20 protein-coding genes and 1 tRNA gene are annotated in these 21047 nt (G+C 72.1%); 17 read left to right on the plus strand and 4 right to left on the minus strand.

Annotated elements, in window-relative coordinates; genetic code table 11:
* Positions 1-48 precede the first annotated feature (48 nt).
* The 10 genes from GU5_RS0104725 to GU5_RS0104770 all read left to right on the plus strand — a co-directional run bounded on the left by GU5_RS0104725 (position 49) and on the right by GU5_RS0104770 (position 9650).
* Positions 49-354, plus strand: coding sequence for a pore-forming ESAT-6 family protein (locus GU5_RS0104725; RefSeq protein WP_010524429.1), 306 nt, complete (start codon positions 49-51; stop codon positions 352-354).
* Between the two features lie 90 nt (positions 355-444).
* Entirely contained in the window at positions 445-1602 is a 1158-nt protein-coding gene (locus GU5_RS0104730) for an adenosine deaminase (RefSeq protein WP_010524430.1), read from the plus strand.
* A 31-nt stretch (positions 1603-1633) separates the two neighbouring features.
* Positions 1634-2437 (plus strand): MazG nucleotide pyrophosphohydrolase domain-containing protein, encoded by an 804-nt coding sequence (locus GU5_RS14065; protein ID WP_237704669.1) that lies wholly within the window; start codon positions 1634-1636, stop codon positions 2435-2437.
* A gap of 13 nt (positions 2438-2450) precedes the next feature.
* A complete protein-coding gene (gene eno / locus GU5_RS0104740; protein WP_010524432.1) occupies positions 2451-3731 on the plus strand; it encodes a phosphopyruvate hydratase in 1281 nt (426 codons plus the stop codon).
* A gap of 266 nt (positions 3732-3997) precedes the next feature.
* Positions 3998-4594: a septum formation initiator family protein gene (locus GU5_RS17555; RefSeq protein WP_010524433.1), complete on the plus strand. Its 597-nt coding sequence runs from the start codon at positions 3998-4000 to the stop codon at positions 4592-4594.
* A 152-nt stretch (positions 4595-4746) separates the two neighbouring features.
* Positions 4747-5334 (plus strand): DUF501 domain-containing protein, encoded by a 588-nt coding sequence (locus GU5_RS0104750; RefSeq protein ID WP_010524434.1) that lies wholly within the window; start codon positions 4747-4749, stop codon positions 5332-5334.
* A 10-nt stretch (positions 5335-5344) separates the two neighbouring features.
* Positions 5345-6373, plus strand: coding sequence for a Ppx/GppA phosphatase family protein (locus GU5_RS0104755; protein WP_010524435.1), 1029 nt, complete (start codon positions 5345-5347; stop codon positions 6371-6373).
* A 19-nt stretch (positions 6374-6392) separates the two neighbouring features.
* The gene (locus GU5_RS17215) at positions 6393-7922 is read left to right on the plus strand and encodes a S8 family serine peptidase (protein WP_010524436.1); all 1530 of its coding nucleotides are present in this window, start codon (positions 6393-6395) and stop codon (positions 7920-7922) included.
* A gap of 141 nt (positions 7923-8063) precedes the next feature.
* Positions 8064-9434: an NAD(P)/FAD-dependent oxidoreductase gene (locus tag GU5_RS0104765; protein WP_010524437.1), complete on the plus strand. Its 1371-nt coding sequence runs from the start codon at positions 8064-8066 to the stop codon at positions 9432-9434.
* Positions 9435-9576: 142 nt separating this feature from the next.
* Positions 9577-9650: transfer RNA gene (locus tag GU5_RS0104770), tRNA-Leu, on the plus strand.
* Between the two features lie 22 nt (positions 9651-9672).
* Here the strand turns inward: GU5_RS0104770 and GU5_RS0104775 are convergent.
* Positions 9673-10926, minus strand: a complete 1254-nt coding sequence (locus tag GU5_RS0104775; protein WP_010524438.1) for an ABC transporter substrate-binding protein — start codon at positions 10924-10926, stop codon at positions 9673-9675.
* A gap of 133 nt (positions 10927-11059) precedes the next feature.
* Positions 11060-12079 (minus strand): LacI family DNA-binding transcriptional regulator, encoded by a 1020-nt coding sequence (locus GU5_RS0104780; RefSeq protein ID WP_010524439.1) that lies wholly within the window; start codon positions 12077-12079, stop codon positions 11060-11062.
* Positions 12080-12380: 301 nt separating this feature from the next.
* On the opposite strand from GU5_RS0104780, the gene GU5_RS0104785 reads away from it, so the two are divergent.
* From GU5_RS0104785 to GU5_RS0104795, 3 genes are all read left to right on the plus strand, one after another.
* The gene (locus tag GU5_RS0104785; protein WP_010524440.1) at positions 12381-13529 is read left to right on the plus strand and encodes a Gfo/Idh/MocA family protein; all 1149 of its coding nucleotides are present in this window, start codon (positions 12381-12383) and stop codon (positions 13527-13529) included.
* Entirely contained in the window at positions 13526-14458 is a 933-nt protein-coding gene (locus GU5_RS0104790) for a PmoA family protein (RefSeq protein WP_010524441.1), read from the plus strand. The genes GU5_RS0104785 and GU5_RS0104790 overlap by 4 nt, the downstream gene beginning before the upstream one ends.
* A gap of 89 nt (positions 14459-14547) precedes the next feature.
* Positions 14548-15282 (plus strand): cupin domain-containing protein, encoded by a 735-nt coding sequence (locus GU5_RS0104795; RefSeq protein ID WP_010524442.1) that lies wholly within the window; start codon positions 14548-14550, stop codon positions 15280-15282.
* 3 nt (positions 15283-15285) lie between these two features.
* Here GU5_RS0104795 and GU5_RS17220 read toward each other — a convergent pair whose 3' ends face one another.
* Both GU5_RS17220 and GU5_RS0104805 read right to left on the minus strand, forming a co-directional pair.
* Positions 15286-15666 carry an energy-coupling factor transporter transmembrane component T gene (locus GU5_RS17220; RefSeq protein WP_010524443.1) on the minus strand — a complete coding sequence of 127 codons (381 nt, stop codon included), beginning with the start codon at positions 15664-15666 and terminating at the stop codon, positions 15286-15288.
* 241 nt (positions 15667-15907) lie between these two features.
* The gene (locus GU5_RS0104805; RefSeq protein WP_010524444.1) at positions 15908-16570 is read right to left on the minus strand and encodes a biotin transporter BioY; all 663 of its coding nucleotides are present in this window, start codon (positions 16568-16570) and stop codon (positions 15908-15910) included.
* 272 nt (positions 16571-16842) lie between these two features.
* Between GU5_RS0104805 and GU5_RS0104810 the strand changes: the two genes are divergently transcribed.
* The 4 genes from GU5_RS0104810 to GU5_RS0104825 all read left to right on the plus strand — a co-directional run bounded on the left by GU5_RS0104810 (position 16843) and on the right by GU5_RS0104825 (position 20992).
* Positions 16843-17718: a Bax inhibitor-1/YccA family protein gene (locus GU5_RS0104810; protein WP_010524445.1), complete on the plus strand. Its 876-nt coding sequence runs from the start codon at positions 16843-16845 to the stop codon at positions 17716-17718.
* Between the two features lie 204 nt (positions 17719-17922).
* Positions 17923-19383 (plus strand): AI-2E family transporter, encoded by a 1461-nt coding sequence (locus tag GU5_RS14080; RefSeq protein ID WP_010524446.1) that lies wholly within the window; start codon positions 17923-17925, stop codon positions 19381-19383.
* Positions 19380-20660, plus strand: coding sequence for a threonine ammonia-lyase (gene ilvA, locus GU5_RS0104820; RefSeq protein WP_010524447.1), 1281 nt, complete (start codon positions 19380-19382; stop codon positions 20658-20660). Before GU5_RS14080 ends, ilvA begins: the two co-directional genes overlap by 4 nt.
* Complete coding sequence (locus tag GU5_RS0104825) at positions 20660-20992, plus strand: hypothetical protein (protein WP_010524448.1); 333 nt, start codon at positions 20660-20662, stop codon at positions 20990-20992. The genes ilvA and GU5_RS0104825 overlap by 1 nt, the downstream gene beginning before the upstream one ends.
* The last annotated feature ends 55 nt before the right edge of the window (positions 20993-21047 follow it).

A 21047-nucleotide genomic window follows, 5' to 3' on the forward strand; every position in this document is an offset into this window, starting at 1 on the left:
AGCACGATCCGCCCGGCGGGACCGCGGCGGACGGAAGGAGACACCACGATGACCACGGACCGCATTTCCTACGACACCGACGCCTCCGGCCAGGTGCAGGGCGACATCGAGCAGATCGCGGCTCGGCTGGAGACGCTGATCAACGACCGTGACCAGCAGGTCGCCGCGGCGATGTCGGACTTCCAGATGGACGGAGCCGACGCCGAATACCGCTCCGTGGAGCAGCGGTGGCGCTCTGCTTCGGACGAGGTCAAGGGCATCATCCAGCTGGTCCGCACGACGCTGTCGGAGAACGACCAGACGGCGCAGGCGACCCAGCAGCGGACCCGCAGCGCGATCAGCGGCATCGGCTGAGTCGCTCGGCTCGTCCCGGCGCTCGACGAGGCCCGGGCCGGCGGCGGCTCGGACTCCCGCCGGGTCGCCGTCGACCGATAGGCTGGCATCATGACTGCGACTTCCGCTCCGGAGAGCACCGGCCCGTCCCAGGACCTGCACGAGACCATCCGTCCGCTCCCCAAGGTCAGCCTCCACGACCATCTCGACGGCGGGCTGCGCCCGTCGACGATGATCGAGCTCGCCGCCGAGATCGACCACGAGCTGCCCGCCGAGACCCCGGAGGCGCTCGCCGACTGGTTCGTCCGGGCCTCGACGTCCGGGTCTCTCGAGGCGTACCTGGCAGGCTTCGCCCACACCACCGCCGTGATGCAGACTGCCGAGTCGCTGCGCCGCGTGGCCCGCGAGTACGTCGAGGACCTGGCCGCCGACGGCGTCGTCTACGGCGAGGTGCGCTGGGCCCCCGAGCAGCACCAGCGGCGGGGACTGTCCCTGGACGAGGCCGTCGAGGCCGTCCGGACCGGACTCGACGAGGGTGTCGCCGCCGTCGAGGAGCAGGACGGGATCATCATCGTCGGACAGCTGATCTCGGCGATGCGGCAGAACGACCGCGGCGAGGAGATCGCCGACCTGGCGGTGCGGCACCGCGGCGCCGGCGTGGTCGGCTTCGACATCGCCGGACCGGAGGACGGCTTTCCGCCGGTCCGGTTCGCCGCGGCCTTCACCGAGCTGGCGACGCAGATGGTCCCGACGACGGTCCACGCCGGGGAGGCCGACGGCGTGGAGTCGATCCGCGACGCCCTCGTCTCCGGGCGGGCACGCCGCCTGGGACACGGCGTCCGCGTCGCCGAGGACATCACCGTCGTCGACGACCCTGCGGCCGCCGAGGAGGAGGGCGCCGCCGAGGACGAGCAGGTCTTCCAGGTGGAGCTCGGGCCCGTCGCCCGCTGGATCCGCGACCGCGAGGTCCACCTCGAGGTCTGCCCGACCTCCAACCTGCAGACCGGGGCGACGGCGGGCTTCGGTCCGGAGCTGGCCGACCATCCCGTCGACATGCTCCACCAGCTGGGCTTCAACGTCGGCATCAACACCGACAACCGTCTGGTCTCGGGCGTGACGCTCACTGGGGAGCTGGCTCTGCTGGCCTCGACCTTCGGCTACGAGCTGGCCGAGCTGGCCGACTTCCAGATCAACGCGCTGGAGTCGTCCTTCCTGGGGCTGGACGAGCGCGAGGCGCTCTCGGCCATGATCCTCGAAGCCTGGCAGTGATCCGCGCCGCGTGAACCCGCAGTCCCCCTCCGTGTCCGACGTGCCTGCCGCGGACGGCGGTGCCCTCCTCCGCCTGCGGCAGGTCGTGGACGCCCTGCGCCGCCACTGTCTCTGGACCCGCCGCCTGACCCACGAGAACCTCGTGGAGTATCTGGTCGAGGAGTCCTACGAGACGCTCGAGGAGATCGAGTCCGGTCGCGTCGACGAGTCGCTGCGCCGGGAACTCGGCGACGTCCTCTTCCAGGTCGTGCTGCATGCCCGACTGGCCGAGGAGCGCGGCTCCTTCGACCTGGACGGCGTCGCGGAGGCGATCACCGCCAAGCTGGTGCGGCGCAGTCCGCACGTCTTCACCCCCGAGGGGCGGCTGGCCGTCGACGAGCATGCCGATCTCGCGAGCATCCAGCGGGCCTGGGCGAGGATCAAGGCGGAGGAGAAGGCCGGGGAGCACGGCGGCGCGCCGCCCCGATACGCTGCTCACGCCGCCGCCGACGACGCCCGCGACGATCGTGCCGCCGAGCCGGACGAGCCGGACGAGGCGTCGGAGGCCGCGGCGCTCGCCGCCGTCGTCGACTCCCTGCCGTCCCATCTGCCCGCCCTGGCTCGCGCCGCCAAGACGGTGGACCGGCTCGCGCGCGACGGCGCCGTGCCGGCGGACGAACCGGACGGCTCCTCGCCGCTCGGCGCGGCTGACGAGGATGCCCTGGGTGAACTACTCTTCACTGTGGTGCACGAAGCCCGTCGTCGGGATCAGGACCCCGAACGCGCGCTGCGCCGCCATCTGACCTCGCTGGCGCAAGGGCGCGTCGGCCCCCGAATGTCACACCATCAGCAATAAGGAGCCGACAGACATGTCTCTCATCGCCAGTGTGTATGGTCGCGAGATCCTGGACTCGCGGGGCAACCCCACCGTGGAGGTGGACGTGCTGCTCGACGACGGCAGCTTCGGGCAGGCGGCGGTGCCCTCGGGCGCCTCCACCGGCCAGTTCGAGGCCGTCGAGCGCCGTGACGGCGACAAGGGCCGCTACCTCGGCAAGGGCGTCACCGGCGCGGTCACCGCGGTCAATGACGTCATCGCCCCGGCCCTCGAGGGGCAGGACGCCACGGAGCAGCGCCAGATCGACCAGGTGCTGCTCGACCTCGACGGCACCGACAACAAGAACAGCCTCGGCGCCAACGCGATCCTGGGCGTCTCGCTGGCCGTGGCCAAGGCCGCCGCCGACGCCTCCGACCTTCCGCTGTACAAGTACCTGGGCGGGCCGAACGCCCACCTGCTGCCGGTGCCCATGATGAACATCCTCAACGGCGGCTCCCACGCGGACTCCAACGTCGACATCCAGGAGTTCATGATCGCTCCGATCGGTGCGGCGACCTTCGCCGAGGCGCTGCGCTCCGGCGTGGAGGTCTACCACGCGCTGAAGGCGCTGCTGAAGGAGAAGGGACTGGCCACCGGCCTCGGCGACGAAGGCGGCTTCGCTCCGAACCTGCCGTCGAACCGCGAGGCGCTGGACCTGATCACCGAGGCGATCACCCGCGCGGGCTACACCCCCGGCGAGGACGTCGCGCTGGCCCTGGACGTCGCCGCCAGCGAGTTCTTCTCCGACGGCGCCTACACCTTCGAGGGCGAGCAGAAGACTCCGGAGCAGATGAGCGCCTACTACGCCGAGCTCGTCGAGTCCTATCCGCTGGTCTCCATCGAGGACCCGCTGGACGAGGACGACTGGGCCGGCTGGAAGACGCTGACCGAGCAGATCGGTTCGACGGTCCAGCTCGTCGGCGACGACCTCTTCGTGACCAACCGCGAGCGGCTGGCCAAGGGCATCGAGAACGACACCGGCAACTCGCTGCTGGTGAAGGTCAACCAGATCGGCTCGCTGACCGAGACGCTGGACGCCGTCCAGCTGGCCCAGCGCAGCCGCTACACCACCATGATCTCCCACCGCTCCGGCGAGACCGAGGACACCACGATCTCCGACGTCGCCGTGGCCACGAACTCCGGGCAGATCAAGACCGGCGCCCCGGCCCGCTCCGAGCGCGTGGCCAAGTACAACCAGCTGCTGCGCATCGAGGAGGAGCTCGGCGACGCCGCCGCCTACGCCGGCACGTCGGCGTTCCCGCGCTTCTCGCGCTGATCCGCCCGACGCGCTGAGCGCCCGAGCTGTCGGGCGCCGGTCGTCCAGCCGGCTCCCCATCCTGCGGCCGGGCCCCTCGCGAGGGGCCCGGCCGCAGGCGTCTCCGGAGCCGGCGCCGGGAGGGATCCTCCCGGTCAGCGCGTGTCCGGCGCGGCGCGGCCCCGACGTCGCACTACCCTGAAGGTCCGACGTCGACCACCGGCGTCGAAGCAGGCCGTCGACAGACGGCGGCGCCGAGTCCCGCGCCGCCGGGGAAGGGAGGTGCCATGGCCGCACGTCAGGACCGCGCCGCCCGCCGCATCGCCGAGCGCGAGCAGGTCTCGGGCGAGATCCGCATGCCCGCCCGCGCCGCGGCCCGCCGCCCCGGTCGGATCGGCTCGTCCCGCTCCGCCGCCTCCGCCCGCGCCGGGACGACCGCCGACGCCTCCTCCGACGGCACCGGATCCGCGGGCCGCAGCCCGGTCAGCGCCCGCACCCGGGTCCCCGAACGGACGGTCTCCGGACGCATGATCGTGCTGACCGTGGTCGCCCTGGTGGTGCTCTCCTTCCTGGTCCCCACAGTCCGCACCTACGTCCAGCAGCGTGTCGAGCTCGGCGAGCTCGAGTCCGAGATCTCCGCCGCGCAGCAGGAGCAGGACGAGCTCCAGGACCAGATCGCCCGCTGGGACGATCCCGAGTACATCCGGCAGCAGGCGCGTGAACGGGTGGACCTGGTGATGCCGGGGGAGAAGCGGTATCACGTGGTCGGGGACCTCGACGCCCGGGAGGCGGACGGGACGCCCCCCGCCGACGGCGAGGTCCGGCATGATCTGCCCTGGGCCGAGGCGCTCTGGGATTCGCTGGTCCGTTCGGCGGTGGATTAGTCTCGACATCGATGTCCGGTGTGACTCGGCAGACATCCGGCGGCGCCTCGGCGGTCGAACGTTCCGCCCCGCATGCGCCGCACCGGCTGCACGAGCCCGTCCCATCAGAACCCGGCGACGTCGCCGGCGCGCAGAGGAGACCGCAGATCACGATGACCCAGCACGAGGCGACGCCGTCGGCGCAGGACCTGGAGACGCTCAGCCGCCAGCTGGGCCGCCCGGTGCGCGACGTCGTCGAGATCCCCGCCCGCTGCTGCTGCGGGAACCCGCTGGTCGCCGCGACCGCTCCGCGGCTGTCGAACGGGATCCCCTTCCCGACGACCTACTACCTGACCCACCCGACCGTCGTGCAGGCGGTCTCCCGGCTCGAGGCCGCCGGAGTGATGGCCGAGATGACCGAACGGCTCGCCGCCGACGAGCTGCTGGCCGCCGGCCACCGCGCCGCCCACGAGGACTACCTCGAGCGTCGCGAACAGATCCGACGGCGGGCCGGGCTGGATCCGGTCTGGGAGATCGACGGCGTCAGCGCCGGGGGCATGCCCGAACGCGTCAAGTGCCTGCATGTTCTGGTCGGCCACGCCCTCGCCGTCGGCCCGGGCATCACCCCGCTGGGGGACGAGACCCTGGAGCGCATCGTGGAGGACTGGACTCCGCAGATGTGCACCTGCGCGACCGCCTGGGATCACGACGCCGACGTCCCGACCGAGGACCTCAGCCGTCACGTCCGGCGCCGGAGCTGAAGGAGCAGACATGAGAGTTGCCGCCATCGACTGCGGGACGAATTCGATCCGCCTGCTGATCGCCGACGTCGGACGCCGGCCCGCGGAGGAGCGGCCCGAGCGTCATGACCCGTACGGGCATCGCCTCGGCTGCCCGGTGCGGACCTCCCCGCTGACCGACGTGGTGCGCCAGATGATCGTGGTGCGGCTCGGCGAGGACGTGGACTCCACCGGCCGATTCTCCGAGGCCGCCCTCGAGCGGACCTTCGCGGCCGTCGACCAGTACGCCGCGCTCATCCGCCGCCACGACGTCGAGGCGGTGCGCTTCGTGGCCACCTCGGCCACGCGGGACGCGGCGAATCGCGACGTCTTCATCCGGGGAGTGGAAGAGCGCCTCGGCGTCGAGCCGGAGGTCATCCGCGGCAGCGAAGAGGCGGGCCTGTCCTTCACCGGCGCGTCGTCGCTGCTGGACGCGGACCCCGAGCGGAAGGTCCTCGTCGTCGACCTCGGCGGCGGGTCCACGGAGTTCGTGCTGGGCACCTCCGACGGCATGACCCACTCGATCTCCACCGACATGGGATGCGTGCGCTTCACCGAGCGGCACCTGCACAGCGATCCGCCGCGGGAGACCGAGACCTCGATGGCGAGCTTCGAGACGCTCTCCTTCCTGGAGGACGTCTCCCAGGTGATGCCGCTGGACGAGACCGACGTGGTCATCGGCGTGGCCGGCACGGTCACCACCGTCACCGCCCACGCCCTCGGCCTGGAGGACTACGACCCCGACCTCATCCACGGCGCGGAGATCGGTCTGGACCAGTACCAGCAGTCTGTGGACCAGCTGCTCACCGCATCCCGGGACGAGCGCGCCCATATGCCGTTCATGCACCCCGGACGCGTCGACGTCATCGGCGCCGGCGCGCTGATCTGGGGAACCATCCTCGACTACGTGAACACGGTCACGGATGGGCGCGTGACCTCCGCGGTGGCCTCCGAGCATGACATCCTGGACGGCATCGCCCTCTCGCTGGCCGCCGGTCGCGAGCCCCAGATCGCCGGTTGACCGGAGGACCTCGCAGACGATGAGCCCGATGCCCCCGCAGAGCCCGGAGCCGCCGCGCCGTCGCCGTCCTCTCCGACTGCTGCGGTCGACGGCGGTCGTCGGCGCCCTCGTCCCGCTGATGCTGGCCCCGCAGGTCGGAGGAGCTCCCTCCGCCGAAGCCGACGCCTGGCGGGAGGCGCAGTACTGGCTGGACACCTACGGCGTCACCGAGGCCTGGAAGACCACGCAGGGCGAGGGCGTGCGGATCGCCGTGATGGACACCGGCATCGACGCCGAGCACCCCGCGCTGAAGGACGCCGTCGTCGGGGGCACCGACGTCTCCGGCGGAGGAGACTCCGACGGCTCCCCGGTGGAGCAGATGACCGCCGAGCACGGCACGCTGGTCGGCTCGCTGGCCGCCGGCCGCGGCGCCGAGCCCAGCGGCGACGACCCCGAGGACCTGCCCGAGCCCCACGACTTCGAGGATTTCTCCGAGCAGGACTGGAAGGAGTTCTGGGAGGACCTGCGCGAGGAGATGAGCACCTCCGGGGCGGCCGGAGCCGGCGTGGTCACGCGCGAGGCGCTGACCTCCGGCGCGGTGCGGGCCTCCGACCTGGTCGCCGGCGCGGCGATGTCGCCGGACGTGGAGCGCACCTCCGGCGTCGTCGGCGTCGCGCCGCAGGCGGACCTGCTGAGCATCTCCATGTCGCTGGAGATCCCCAGCTCCTACGACGTCCCGCTGGAGCAGCAGGTCGTCGACGGCGTGGACTGGGCGATCGAGCACGACGCCGACGTCCTGAACATGTCCTTCGGCCTGCCCAACCAGCAGGAGTGGCCGAGGTCCTGGGACCGGGCCTTCCAGCGGGCCGAGGAGAACGACGTGCTGGTCGTCGCCGCCGCCGGGAATCGGATCTCCGGGCAGTGGAGCGTCGGCGCGCCGGCCTCGATCCCCGGAGTGGTCACCGTCGCCGGGGTCACCGAGGAGGAGGAGATCAGCCAGGACGCCTCGGCCCAGGGCATCGCGGTGGACCTCGCGGCCCCGTCCGAGCCGCTGGTCGGGGCGGTGCCCGACGGCGGCTACGCACAGTGGTCGGGAACCTCCGGGGCCTCGCCGATCGTCGCCGGAGCGGCGGCGCTGGTGATGGCCGCCCATCCGGACCTGCCGGTCGCGGAGGTCCGCCACCGGCTGCTGGCCACCGCCGAGGACGCCGGGCCCGAGGGCGTCGATCCCGAGTTCGGCCGCGGGATCCTCGACGTCGCCGCCGCTGTGGACAGCGACGACGTCCCGGAGTACGACGAGGCGGACTATCAGTCGCTGGCCGAGTGGGTGCGCATCCACCGGCGCGGGGACTCCGAGACCTCCCAGCACGTCGACATCCCCGAGGACTCCGGGGTGACGCCGGGGCCGGAGGGTGATCCGCGGGCCCGCCCGCAGTCGGAGGAGGCCGCGACCGTCCAGGACTGGGCCGGAGCGACCACGCTCGGCGTCGCCGCCCTGGTGGTGGTGCTGATCGTCGCCGGCGCGGCCTCCCATCTGACCCTGCGGAGGCGTCGCGTCACAGGTCGCTGAGCCGCGACGTCGGACGGAGTAGACTGCTGATGTTGCGCATCGCACTGTGGCGGTGGAGCACGGCGACCCCGCCGTGGTCCGCCGCCACAGGCGTGTGCGAGCAGTTCACGTTCACGTCAGCAACCCGGCTAGGATGACTCCATGGCAACCTCGCAGAAGCTCTCAGACAAACCGCGCACGCTGATCGTCGGAGGCGGCTACGTCGGCCTGACCGTCGCGCAGCAGCTGCAGAAGAAGGTCAAGGAGGCCGGCGGGGTCGTCACTCTGGTCGACCCGCTGCCCTACATGACCTACCAGCCCTTCCTCCCGGAGGTCGTGGGCGGACACATCGAGGCTCGCCATGCCGTCGTCTCCCACCGCAAGCATCTGAAGGACACCGAGGTCGTCACCGGCAAGGTCACCGGCGTCGACCACGAGGCCCGCACCGCCACGGTCGAGCTGGACGACGGCGACACCATCGAGCTGTCCTATCAGGACGTCGTCATGGCCGCCGGTGCGACGACGCGCACCTTCCCGATCGAGGGCCTGGCCGAGCAGGGCATCGGTCTGAAGACCATCGAGGAGGCGCTGACGCTGCGCAACCAGATCCTCGACGACATCGAGGCCGCCTCGACGATGACCGACGAGAAGGCCAAGGCGCGGGCACTGACCTTCACCGTGGTCGGCGGCGGCTTCGCCGGCATCGAGTGCATCGCCGAGATCGAGGACATCGTCCGCGCCGCAGTGGACGCGAACCCGCGGCTGAGCCAGTCCGACGTGCGCATCGTCCTCGTCGAGGCCATGGGCCGCATCATGCCCGAGGTCTCCGAGGACCAGGCCGAGGGCGTCGTCGAGCACCTGCGCTCCCGCGGCATCGAGGTGCTGCTGAACACCTCGCTGGGCTCGGCCGTCGACGGCGAGCTGCAGCTGATCGACATGGCCGACAAGTCCGAGATCGACCGCTTCGAGTCCGGCACGCTGGTCTGGACCGCCGGTGTGGCGGCCAACGCCGTGGCCAAGTCCTCCGGCTTCCCGGTCGACGAGCGCGGCCGGCTCAAGGGCTCGCCCACTCTGCAGATCGTCGACGACGAGGGCCGGGCGATCCCGGGCGCCTGGACCGCCGGCGACGTCGCCGCCACCCCGGACCTCACCGGCGCCGGCCCGGGCGGCTTCTGCGTGCCGAACGCCCAGCACGCCCTGCGCCAGGCGAAGATGCTGGCGAAGAACCTGCTGGCCGCCCGCGCCGGCGAGTCGCTGACCGAGTACAAGCACGAGTCCCTGGGGGCCGTCGCCGGGCTGGGCCTCTACAAGGGCGTCGGCAACCCGTTGGGCGTCAAGCTCACGGGCTTCCCGGCCTGGCTGGCCCACCGCGGCTACCACGGCATGGCCATCCCCACCGTCGAGCGCAAGGTCCGGGTGGCCAGCAACTGGCTGAACGAGCTGCTCTTCGGCCGCGACTTCACCCAGCTGCGCGATCTGGAGACCCCGCGTCGCCAGTTCGAGGAGGCGGCGACCCCCGCGACGAAGAAGTGACTCCTCGTCCGGCCTCTGCCTGACCTGCACCCCCGGTCGCCGGCGGACGGGATGGGCGATGAGGACCCCCGAGGACGACGACGGCGGGCCGCCGCGGCGGATCTACGATGGATCCGCACGGCGGCCCGCCGTGCGCGTCTCGGCCCCCATAGCCCAATCGGAAGAGGCAGCTGATTTAAAATCAGCACAGTCTGGGTTCGAATCCCAGTGGGGGCACCGGCCTGCCGCGTCGCGCGGCTCAGCCGGCGTCGTCGAGGTCCGACTGCATGTCCGCGTGCATCGCCTCGGCGGCCTCCTGCGGCGTCTGCCGCCCGAAGAGGACCTCCTGGGAGTAGCGGTAGACGTGGTCGGGGAAGGCCGAGGCGCCCTCCGGCGGGATCGGCGTGGGGTCGCCGACCTCGGAGTCGAGCTCGGCGGCATGGTCGGCCAGGATCTGCTCCTGCTCGGTGAGCTCGTCCCGGATGCTCTCCAGCGCGCCCTCGGCCGCGGGCATGCCCCGGTCGGTCAGGTTGATCTCGGTCGACTCCTCCGAGGTGGCGAGGAACTCGATGAAGTCCTGGACCTCCTCGGGGTGGTCGGTGTCGGAGGACCCCGAGTAGAACATCGACGGCTTGAAGAACATCTGGTGGTCGCCGTCGCCGTCGATGCTGGGCATCCGCAGCGGGGTGAAGCTCGAGTCGGCGTACTCCGAGAGGCCGCCGATCATCGTGTCCCACCAGGTCCCCATCACGGCCTCGCCGCGGCCGGTCATCGACTGTTCGGCCGATCCGGGCGGCTGCTCCTCGGCCGACGCGGAGGGCGGCGGGTAGCCGCCGTCGTCGAGCAGGTCCAGCTGGAATTGGAAGTACGCGGCGGCGTCGGCCGGCTCGAAGCCCAGGTCGCCGGAGTCGGTGGTGATCTGGCGGCCGTGCTGACGCAGCCAGGTCTGCAGTCCGGCCGACTCGAGCAGCGGACTGACGCCGTACTCCCCGGTGGCCTCCGCCAGCTCGGCGGAGTACGCGCTGAACTCCTCCCAGGTCCAGGAGGTGTCGTCGGGCAGGTCCACGCCGGAGTCGGCGATCATCGAGTCGTTGGCCGCCAGCGTCATGACCGTCATCCCGTGCGGCATGGCCCAGACGCCGTCGTCGGTGGCGCCGGCGTCGCGCACGCCCGCGGCGATGCCGCTGAAGTCCATGGCGGAGAGGTCCAGCAGCGTGCCGTTCTCGGCGTACTCGCGGAGATAGAGGGCGTCCATCTGGATGACGTCGGGGGCGTCTCCGGCGGCGGTCTGCGTCGCCAGCCGGTCCCAGTAGCCCGACCAGTCGGAGAACTCCGGTTCGATCGTCACCCCGGGGTTCTTCTCCTCGTAGACGTCGATGAGCTCCTGGGTGTTCTCGTGCCGGCCGTCGTGGCCCCACCAGTAGAAGCGCAGCGTGACGTCGCCGTCGTCGCCGGCGGCGGATCCGGCGCCGCAGCCGGAGAGCAGCAGGGCCCCGGCCGTCAGGACGGCCACGGGGGCGGAGGCGGCGGTGGACAGAGCGGTGCATGGAACAGTTCCTCCCGAGGATCGTGATGTGGGTCACCTCACATACTGTGACCGATCACATTTTTGTCCGTCAAGAGCATCGATCGACGGCGGGGCCGACTCAGCGACGCGGGGCGGGGCCGACCGACTCGCGCAGCAGCAGGGTGTTCATCTCCGGCATCACCGTGGGCGGGTCCTGCTCGCGGACCAGCGCGATGAGGCGCTCCATGGCGAAGCGTCCCTGGCCGGCACGGTCGGCGGCGACGGTGGAGAGCGCCGGGACGGCGTAGCGGCTGACGCCCAGGTCGTCCCAGCCGACCACGCTCAGGTCATCCGGGACACGCCATCCGCGCTCGTGGGCGGCGCGCAGCACGCCGAACGCGACGTAGTCGTTGGCCGCGACGACGGCGGTCACCCCGCTGTCCTCGGGCAGGTCCATGAGCGCGGCATGGCCGGTCTCGGGCGACCATGCACCGCCGACGACGCCGTGGGACTCGAGCCCGTCCTCGGCGATGGTCTCCTCGTAGATCTGTCGGCGTGCGGCCGCCGAGGCCCACTCCTGCGGGCCCTGCACGTGCAGGAAGCGGCGATGCCCCATGTCGGCGAGCCGGCGCACGATCTCGGCGATGAGCGAGGCGTCGGCGAGCGGGCCGATGCCGCGCAGCCGGTCGTCGTACTGGCCGAGCACCGCCAGCGCCGCCGTCGTCGCCGTCCGCGGAGACTCCTCCAGGCCCGGCAGGCCGCTGAGCGACAGCACGCCCTCGACGCGGCCGGAGTCCATCAGCTCCCGGGCGCGGGCGGCCCGCTCCTGCGGCGAGCCCTCCACCACGGCGATCTCCATGAGGAAGCCCTCGCGATGGGCGACTTCGCCGGCCGCGGCCAGCATCGGGGTGGGCATCTGCTCGACGGGGGAGGGGAGCACCACGGAGAGCACGCCGGTCCGCCGGGTGCGCATCGACCGGGCGATGGTGTTCGGCCGGTAGTTGAGCTCCTCGATGGCCGCCTCGACCTGCTCGACGGTGTGCGGGCGGAAGGGGCCGAGTCCGCGCAGATAGCGCGAGACCGTCTGGTGGGACACGCCGGCGGCCCGGGCGACCTCGTGGATGGTCGCCCGGCGGCCGGAGGGGGTGTCGGGTGTCACGGGGGCAGTGTCTCTCCGTCCTGCGGTCGGGGGCGGTCGGCGCGCCGACCGCCGGGCACATCGGTGTTCCGGACGGAGCTGCACCGTGCGGGCGGGACGTCGGGTCCCGCAGGTCGCGCCGGCGACCAGCCCGCTCGGCGATGTGACCGGGATGACAGAATCGTGTTGACAGCGTGGCCGGGGTCTCCCTAGTCTCGATGATGATCGGTCATGTGATCGGTCACTCGCGCCCGTCGGCGACTGCGGCCGGTCGGTCGACGCGGCGCCCGATCATCGAGCACATCCACTGCGAGGAGCACGCATGTCAGCCGCATCCAGCACGATCCGCGTCGGCGTCGTCGGCGCCGGAGGGATCGCCGCGGGGGCTCACCTGCCCACGCTGAAGTCCCACGAGGGCCGCGTCGAGGTCGTCGGCCTTGCCGACGTCGACCCCGACCGGGTGGCCCGAGTCGCCGACGAGTGGGGGATCCCCGGCCGCCACGGCGGCATCGACGAGCTGCTCGAGGCCGAGCGGCCGGATCTGCTGGTGCTGTGCACCCCGCCCTCGGCCCACCGCGAGGGCGTCATGAAGGGGCTGCGCGCCGGCGCCTGGGTCTGGTGCGAGAAGCCGCCGATGCTGACGCTGGCCGAGTACGACGAGGTCGCCGCGCTGGAGCGGGAGGGCGGCCCCTACGCCTCCTACGTCTTCCAGCACCGTTTCGGCTCGGGCGCCCAGCGGCTGAAGCGCCATGTGCAGGAAGGCACGCTGGGACGACCGCTGGTCGCGCTGTGCAACACGCTCTGGTATCGCCCGCACTCCTACTACGACGTCGCATGGCGCGGGAAGTGGGAGACTGAGGGCGGCGGCCCCGCGATGGGCCACGGCATCCATCAGATGGACCTGCTCCTCGAGATCCTCGGCGACTGGACCGAGGTCTCGGCCACCGCCGCGGCGCTGGACCGCGACGTCGAGACTGAGGACGTCTCGGCGGCCACCGTCCGACTGGCCTCCGGTGCGCTGGCCACGGTGGTCAACTCGGTGCTCTCCCCGCGCGAGGTCTCCTACCTGCGCTTCGACTTCCAGGACGCCACCGTCGAGGTCGAGCACCTCTACGGCTATGACAACAGCTCCTGGACCTGGACCCCGGCCCCGCATGTCGGCGAGGAGGTCCCCGCCGACTGGACGCCCGAGGAGGACGTGCCCTCCTCGCATCGCCGGCAGCTGGGCGAGCTGCTCGACGCGATGGCCGCCGGGGTGCGCCCGCGGGCCTCGGGCGACGACGGCCGGCGGGTGCTGGAGTTCATCGCCGCCCTGTACCAGTCCGCCGAGACCGGACGCCCCGTCCGGCGTGCGGAGCTGACCCGCTCCGGCACCTACTACGCCGGCATGCACGACGCCGCCCATGACTACCGCGTCGCCGACAACACCGCCGGCGTCGTCCCGACCCCCGCCGAGGAGCCCGCCCGATGAGCCAGACCTTCGACGTCGCCCGCACTGACGAGGAGATCGCCGTCTCCGCCGCCGGCACCGAGATCCTGCGCTACGTGATCCGCCCGGACACTGCGCCGGAGGAGGCGCCCAAGCCGTATCTGTATCCGCTGCGCTTCCTGGACGGCGGCGACGCGGCGGTGCGCCGGCCGCACGACCACCGCTGGCACACCGGCCTGCAGTTCACCTGGTCGCATGTGGCCGACCAGAACTTCTGGGGCGGCCCGACGTTCCACGTCGAGGACGGGTACCAGATGCGCGGCAACCTGGGCACCATGCGCCACACCGGGTTCTCCGCCGAGCCGACCGGCGGCGAGGAGGTGGTCTTCGACGAGACGCTGGAGTGGATCACCTCCCGCGGCGAGCATTGGTTCGACGAGCACCGCGTCCAGCGGGTCCACTCGCTCGACGCCGACCGCGGCCTCTGGGCCATCGACCTGGAGACCGAGCTGACCAACGTCTCCGGCGAGACGCTGCCGATGGGCAGCCCGACGACGGCGGGCCGGCCGAGCGCCGGATACACCGGCTGGTTCTGGCGCGGGCCGCGCTCCTGGACCGGCTGCCAGGTGGTCAACTCCGCCGGCGCCGACGGCGAGGAGGACACCATGGGCGCGATCGCCGACTGGGTCGCCTTCAGCTCCCCGCACGACGAGATCGACGGCGGCGGCACGGTCATGGCCTTCGCCGGGACCTCGGAGGCCTCCGGGCCGGAGGGGCCGGTCGAGGTCCCGCCGATCAAGTGGTTCACCCGCACCGGGATCTTCACGGTGACCAGCCAGTCGCCGGCGTTCGACCAGGAGATCCACCTGCCGGACCGCGGCGTGCTGCGGCTGAGGCACCGGTTCGTCTTCGTCGCCGAGCAGCTCGAGCCCGCCGCACGGGACGACCTCGGGACGGAGTTCGCGCTGTGATGAGCACACCTGCGCACGGACGCACGCCGGACGGAAGCTCGCCGCACGGAAGCTCGCCGCACGGAAGCTCGCCGCACGGAAGCACGCCGGTGCAGCGTGCGCTGCCGCGGTTCCCGGGCGGCACCTCGGTCAGTCAGCTCTGCGTCTACGACTGGGAGACCCCCGACGGGCTGCACGGCGGTTCCCCCCATCTGCACACCGTCTCCACCGAGGCCTACGTGGTCACCGGCGGGACCGGAGAGGTCCACACGCTCTCCGCGGAGGGGTTCGCCCGCGACCGGCTGGAGGCCGGCTCGCTGCTGTGGTTCACCCCCGGCACCGTCCACCGGCTGGTCAACCACGGGGACCTCCGGCTGAACGTGGTGATGTCCAACGCCGGGCTTCCCGAGGCCGGCGACGCGGTGCTGACGTTCCCCGACGAGATCCTCGCCGACCCGGAGAAATACCGCGAGGCCGTCGCGCTGCCCGAGGGCGACGAGCAGGAGCGCGCGCGGGCCGCGCAGGCTCGACGCGACCTGGCCGTCGAGGGCTGCCGCGAGCATATCGCCGCCGTCGAGCGCGACGGCCCGCAGGCGCTGGCGACGCTGCACGCCCGCGCCGCCGAGCTGGTCCGCCCGCGCGTCGAGCGCTGGCGCGAGATCTGGGAGGCGACCGTCGAGGCCGAGACCGCGCGGACCCGGGAGCACCTGCAGGCCCTGCAGTCCGGCGACGGGTCGCATCTGGGCCGCGCCGCCGTCGTCCGCGGCGAGCCGCGCCCCGGACCGCGGCTCTTCGGGATGTGCGGACGGCTGCAGACCTTCACCGGCGAGGAGCCCGTCGGCTGAGGCTCAGCGCACGCCGCGGGCGGTCAGCGCCTCGGCGGTCCGCTCAGCATGGCGCAGCGTCATCACCAGCAGCGGCATGATCGTCGTCCACGGACCGCCCCGAGCGCCGCGGGCGCGCTGGGCCTGCCGGATCTCGGCATGGAAGCCCATGATCGTGGGCACCGAGCGGATGGTCAGCGACAGCGCCAGCGAGACTCGCTCGGGGTCGACGCCGAGGCGCCGCAGCGGGTGCAGGGCACGTTCGACGGCGTCCAGCACGGCCTCGGTGCTGGTGGTCAGCGTCAGCAGGCCCGCCAGCAGGATCAGTGCGGTCACCCGGGAGACGTTCAGCGCCGTCTCCGCTCCGGAGAGGAAGATCAGCTGCGGGACGGTCAGCAGCAGCACGAGCCAGCGCAGCCCCCACCAGTCGGCGCAGAAGCGCGACGGCCGGAGCGCCCGAGGCCAGGTGTCCGAGGACGGCCAGCGCCCAGGCGGCGGCGACGATCCACGGATCCTCGCGGCGCAGCGAGAGCACCAGGGCCAGCACCAGCAGCACGGCGAACTTCGCGGGCACCGGCATCCGATGCACCGGCGAGTCGCCGGGGCGGTGCAGCGGGATGAGCGGGGTCGAGGGCATCGTCCGGGATCAGCCCCGCCGGCTCCGGGCATGCTCGAAGGGCGTCGGGTAGGCGCGGGCCAGCGCGTGGGCGAGCAGCACCGCCGCGGCGGCCTTGGCGAGATCGCCCGGGAGGAAGGCGGCCGACGAGACCGCGGCCTGCGGCAGGGTCAGTCCCAGCTGCCAGGCCATCACCGGGATGCCGCAGGCGTGGATGACGGCGACGCCGCCGAGCACCGTGCCCGCCGTCGTGCGCCACAGCCGCAGCGGCCAGCCGGCCTGGACGATCGCCCCGACGACGCATGCCCCGGGGATCCAGCCCAGCGCGTAGCCGGCCGTCGGTCCGGCGTAGACGGCCAGGCCGCCGGACCCCTGGCTCAGCAGCGGCAGCCCGGCGGCGACGAGCAGGTGCAGCAGCACCATCGCGCCGGCGCCGCGCCACGGCCCGAGCACCGCGCCGGCGAGCATGACGCCCAGCGTCTGCAGCGTGATGGGCACGCCGGCGATCACCGGCACGGCGAAGGGCTGGCCGAGGACCGCGACCAGGGCGGCGAAGACGGCCATCCGGGCGATGCCGCGCACCGAGCGGCTCACTCCGCCGTCGTCGCGGGCCGTGCCGGGCCGGAGGGTCTGCGGGGCGGGGGAGCCCGGTGCGGAGGGCCTCGTCGGGTGCTGCGGCGCGGGGGGCGGCATCGGAGTCCTTCTTCCGGTCGACGGTCGGCTGCCCGGACCGTCGGGGAGCGATCGGGTCTGAACGGTGTTCAAATCCTACGGGTGCCGCGCCGCGGACACCAGTCGACCTGGGGTGCGCGGGCGGCGTGGATCCGCAGTGCACGATGTGCGGCCCAACTGTGGACGGCGACGTGCATCACGCCGTCGCGGCGGTAGACTGGGGGCAGACCATCGCCCGCGTCCGCGGGCGATCATCCTGAGGCAGACGAGCCCGATAGGAGTCCGGCCCGAACATGTCGAACCCGATCTTCAACACGCAGGCGTTCCCGCAGCAGTTCTCCGAGCGCGGCCGTCGCCGGTTCACGATGGACCAGCGGGGCCACGTCACCGAGCAGCCGCAGCAGGACGACCGTCCCTACGCGCAGCAGCACGGCATGCCCGGCCAGGGCGGCGTCGCCGCGCCGCAGGCGGCTCCGCAGGACCTGGAGCCGATGACCTACGACGACGTCATCCGCAAGACGCTGGTCAGCTTCCTGGTTGTGCTGCTCGGCGCCGGCGTCAGCGTCACCGTGGGCGCGACGTCGCCGGCGCTGCTGATGGTGCTGGTCATCGTCGGTCTGCTCGGCGGCCTCGTGCTCGGCCTGGTGAACTCGTTCAAGCGCGAGCCGAACCCCGCGCTCATCCTGGCCTACAGCGCCTGCCAGGGGCTGCTGCTCGGCGGCATCTCGATGCTGCTGGAGATGCAGTTCCCCGGCATCGTGCTGCAGGCGGTGCTCGGCACCGTCATCGTCTTCGGCTCGGTGCTCGCGCTCTTCCGCTCCGGCAAGGTCCGGGCCACGCCGAAGCTGACCAAGATGTTCATGGTCGCCGGCCTGGCGTACTTCGTCTTCAGCCTCGTCAACGTGGGTCTGATGATGTTCGGCGGCACCGACTCGATGTTCGGTCTGCGCGGGGAGATGCCGCTCCTGGGCCTCGCCCTCGGCGCACTGGGCATCCTGCTGGCCACCTACTCGCTGGTGATGGACTTCACCAACATCCAGGAGGGCGTCGACGCCGGCGTCGCCAAGCGCTTCGGCTGGGCGGCGGCCTTCGGGCTGACCGTCAGCCTCGTCTGGCTGTACATCGAGCTGCTCCGACTCATCGCGATCGTCCGTTCCATGGCGGAGTGATCGTCCCTGCGGGCCTCGCCCGCACCCGCGCTCCGGGCTCGCTCGCCGCATCTCGACCTGCGGCGGCGGGCCCGCAGTGCATGGTCCCGGACACCGGTCCCGGACCGGTCGTCCCGGGAACGCGTCTCGGCGCCGCAGAGGAGAAGGAGGAGGTCGCTCGTGCCGTCCGGGTCCCCGGGCGTCGCCTGTGTCACTATGGAACGCATGACTCGAGATGACGAGAGCTCGTTCTCCACTCCGGCCGCGCCGCCGGCGCCGTCCGGGGACGTCGGCGTCTCCGACGAGCGGCGCATCCAGGAGGACATCCCCTGGGGCGTGCGGATCGCGGCGGCGTGGTCCTGGCGCGTCCTGCTCATCCTCGCCTTCACCGGCGTGCTCCTCTGGCTGCTCAGCTTCGTCAAGCTGCTGATCATCCCGCTGCTGATCGCCGCGCTGCTGGCGACGCTGCTGCGCCCGGTCCATGACTTCCTCCGGCGTCTGAAGTTCCCGTCCCTGCTGGCCTCCATCTCCTCGATCCTGTTGCTGCTCGCCGTCGTCAACGGCCTGCTGTACCTGGTCGGCCAGGAGCTGGTCCAGGGCTTCGCGGAGATGACCGACCAAGTCCGCGTCGGCGTGCTGGAACTGGTGCGCCTGGCCGAGGACGCCGGTCAGCAGCTGGGCGTCACCGTCTCCACCGAGGAGTTCGACCGCTGGCTGCAGCAGGCCCAGCAGTACGTCCAGGACAATTCGAGCTCGCTGCTCGGCGGCGCGGTGAGCATCGGCTCGACGGCCGGCAACATCGTCGTCGGACTCATCCTGGCGCTGTTCACGCTGATCTTCTTCCTGGCCGACGGCGAGCGGCTGTGGCGCTTCGGCGTGCAGTTCGTCCCGAGCAAGTTCCGCCCGGCCGTCCACGGCGCCGGCCGCACCGGCTGGACGGCGCTGGGCTCCTACGTGCGCGTGCAGGTCTTCGTCGCCGCGGTCGACGCGGTGGGCATCGGGATCGGTGCGCAGCTGCTGGGCGTCCCGCTGGCCCTGCCGGTGGCGGTGCTGGTCTTCCTCGGCTCCTTCATCCCGGTGGTCGGCGCGGTGGCGACCGGGGCGATCGCGATCATCCTCGCGCTGGTGGCCAACGGACCGATCAACGCGCTGCTGATGCTCGGCGTGGTGCTGCTGGTCCAGCAGATCGAGTCCAACGTGCTGCAGCCGATCGTCATGGGCAAGGCCGTGCGGCTGCACCCGCTGGCGGTGGTGCTCGCGGTGACCGCCGGGACCACGCTGCTGGGCATCGTCGGCGCGCTCTTCGCCGTGCCGGTGCTGGCCTTCATCAATCGCTCCACCCGCTATATCGTGCGCGAGGAGTGGCGGCACGATGACGTCGCCCTGGCGATGGAGCGCGAGCAGCGGCTCGAGGCCGCGCGCCGGGACGTGCCGCCGGAGCCCGACGAGTCGGCGGACGAGGAGGCCCTGGCCGGACTGAAGCGCCGGCTGAAGGAGACCGTGCCCGCGCTGGATCCCGAACGGCGCGCGGCCCGCGGGGAGTCCGGGGACCCCGACGCCTCCGGACCCTCCGACGCCGTCCGCCGGTCGCGCCGCTCGGCGACCGGCGAGGCAGAGACCCGAGGCGCCGCCGACCGTTCCCGCGGCGTCGACGAGGACCGACGACACGCTGAGGATGAGGAATGACCCAGACTGAGAACGACTCCGCCGTCACGCCCCCGGGCCACGGACTGAGCGTCACGCTCGACGACGTCCGCGCCGCCCGCGAGCTGCTCGACGGGGTCATCGTCCACACCCCGTTGGAGCACTCCCGGGCGCTGGGGCGGATGATGAACGCCACTGTGCACCTGAAGTGCGAGAACCTGCAGCGCGCGGGCTCCTTCAAGGTGCGCGGGGCCTATGTGCGGATGTCGCGGCTGAGCGAGGAGGAGAAGGCCCGCGGCGTCGTCGCCGCCTCCGCCGGCAACCACGCCCAGGGCGTGGCCCTGGCGGCGAAGAAGCTGGGCATCTCGGCGACGATCTACATGCCGCGCGGCGTGGCGCTGCCCAAGCTCGCCGCCACCCGCGACCACGGCGCCGACGTCGTGCTGCACGGCTCCAACGTCGACGAGGCGCTGGCCGAGGCCCAGCGCCAGTCCGAGGAGACCGGGGCGGTGTTCATCCACCCGTTCAACAGCACCGACGTCGTCTCCGGCCAGGGGACGATCGGCCTGGAGATCCTCGACGAGGAGCCCGAGGTCGACACGGTCATCATGGGCATCGGCGGCGGCGGCCTGCTGGCCGGCAACGCCGTGGCGCTGAAGCAGGAGGCCGCCCGGCGCGGCCGGCACCTGCGGATCATCGGCGTGCAGGCCGAGAACGCGGCGGCCTACCCGCCGTCGCTGGCCGCCGACGCGCTGGTCCCGCTGAAGGGCGTGCGCACCATCGCCGACGGCATCGCCGTCGGCCAGCCCGGTGAGATCCCCTTCGAGATCATCAAGGAGCTGGTCGACGAGGTCGTCACCGTCAGCGAGGACGCCATCGCCGAGGCGCTGATCTTTCTGATGGAGCGTTCGAAGATGGTCGTCGAGCCGGCCGGAGCCGTCGGCGTGGCCGCGCTGATGGAGGGCAAGCTGGCGTCGCTGGGCATCGAGGCGGAGAACATCGTCGCGGTGCTCTCCGGCGGCAACATCGACCCGATGCTGATGCTCAAGGTCATCCAGCGCGGCCTCTCGGCCGCCGACCGCTTCCTGACCGTGAAACTGATGCTCAAGGACCGGCCCGGTGAGCTGGCGATGATCTCGCGGATCGTCTCCGAGACCGACGCCAACGTCATCGGCGTCGACCACACGCGCATCGGCGGCGAGCTGTCGATGGGCGACGTCGCGCTGGTGATCAACATGGAGACCAAGGGCGCCGAGCACTCCTCCCTGGTGCTCAACAGCCTGCGCGCCGAGGGCTATGAGCCGATGGTGCTGAACTGATGGGGGCGCTCGCGGGGACCCTCGCCCTCGGCGCGGCGACGACGGCGCAGCAGGCACCCGCGGAGGGCTCCGCCGCCGGAGATGCGCTGCTGATGGTGCTCACCGGCGTCATGTGGGCGCTGAGCCTGGCGGCGCTGGCCGGGATCGCCTGGCTGATGGGCCGCTGGATGCAGAATCGCGAGGCTCGGCGCAGGGCCCCGGCCGAGGACGGCTCCGCCGGCCGGACGAGCGCCGTGCGCGGACGCCGGCCGGGCTCGCGCGCCGCCCGGCGCAGCGTCCGCCGCGGGAAGCGACGCCAGGACAACGCCAGCGACCTCGACGGCTGGGCCTGAGCCGGACGGCCGGGACCTGAGTCGGCGTGCCGGCCTCCATCGCGCGGCGCGCGAC

Source organism: Nesterenkonia sp. F, assembly GCF_000220985.1.
GTDB lineage: Bacteria > Actinomycetota > Actinomycetes > Actinomycetales > Micrococcaceae > Nesterenkonia.